Annotated in this window: 1 protein-coding gene; it reads right to left on the bottom strand. The window is 78.9% G+C overall.

Annotated elements, in window-relative coordinates:
* On the bottom strand, window positions 1-738 hold a 738-nt coding region (locus MCBG_RS30590; protein WP_043329877.1), incomplete at both ends, for an SDR family NAD(P)-dependent oxidoreductase.

Genomic DNA, 738 nt, shown 5'->3' with positions numbered 1-738 from the left:
CGGGGCTGCCGAAGGTGGCGGCGGCCGAGGAGAAGAGCACGAACGCGGCCAGGTCGAGGCCGGCGGTGAGCTCGTGCAGGTGCCAGGCGCCGTGCACCTTGGCGCGCAGGGTTCGGGCCCAGCGGGTCGGGTCGAGGTCGGTGAGCAGGGCGTCGTCGGTGGCCCCGGCGGCGTGCACGACGGCGACGAGCCGGTCGGCCAGCGGGGCGATGACCTCGGCGAGCGCCGCCCGGTCGGCGACGTCGGCCGCGACCACCCGCACTGTGACGCCGGCGTCGGTCAGCGCGGTCGTCCAGTCGCCGGCCCGGCCGCTGCGGCTGACCAGCACCAGTTCGGTGACGCCGTGCGCGGTGGCGAGGTGGGTGGCGACGTGCCGGCCGATCCCGCCGGTGCCGCCGGTGAGGAGCACGGTGCCGCCGGCCAGGGCCGCGAGCGGCGCGCCGGCCGGGGGCCGCTCGACGGGGCGGAGGCGGGGCAGCAGCGCGCGGCCGTCGCGGACGGCCACCTCGGGTTCGTCGTCGGCGGCGGCCAGCGCCGAACGGATGGCGGCGTCGTCGGTGGTGTCGAGGCTGAGCAGGAGGAAACGGTCGGGCTGCTCGGCCTGGGCGACGCGGAGCAGCCCGGCCACGGGGGCGTGCACCGGGTCGCCGTCGCGCACGGCGAGGGCCAGGCGGGTGGTCTCCGCGCGGGGGTCGGCCAGCCAGGTCTGGAGCACGTCGAGCACGGCGAGGCCGACGG

It is taken from the genome of Micromonospora sp. M42 (genome assembly GCF_000568915.1).
Taxonomy (GTDB): Bacteria; Actinomycetota; Actinomycetes; order Mycobacteriales; family Micromonosporaceae; genus Micromonospora; species Micromonospora chalcea.
Note: the sequence above shows the minus strand (reverse complement) of the source record. Positions and strands in the feature narration are given on the sequence as shown.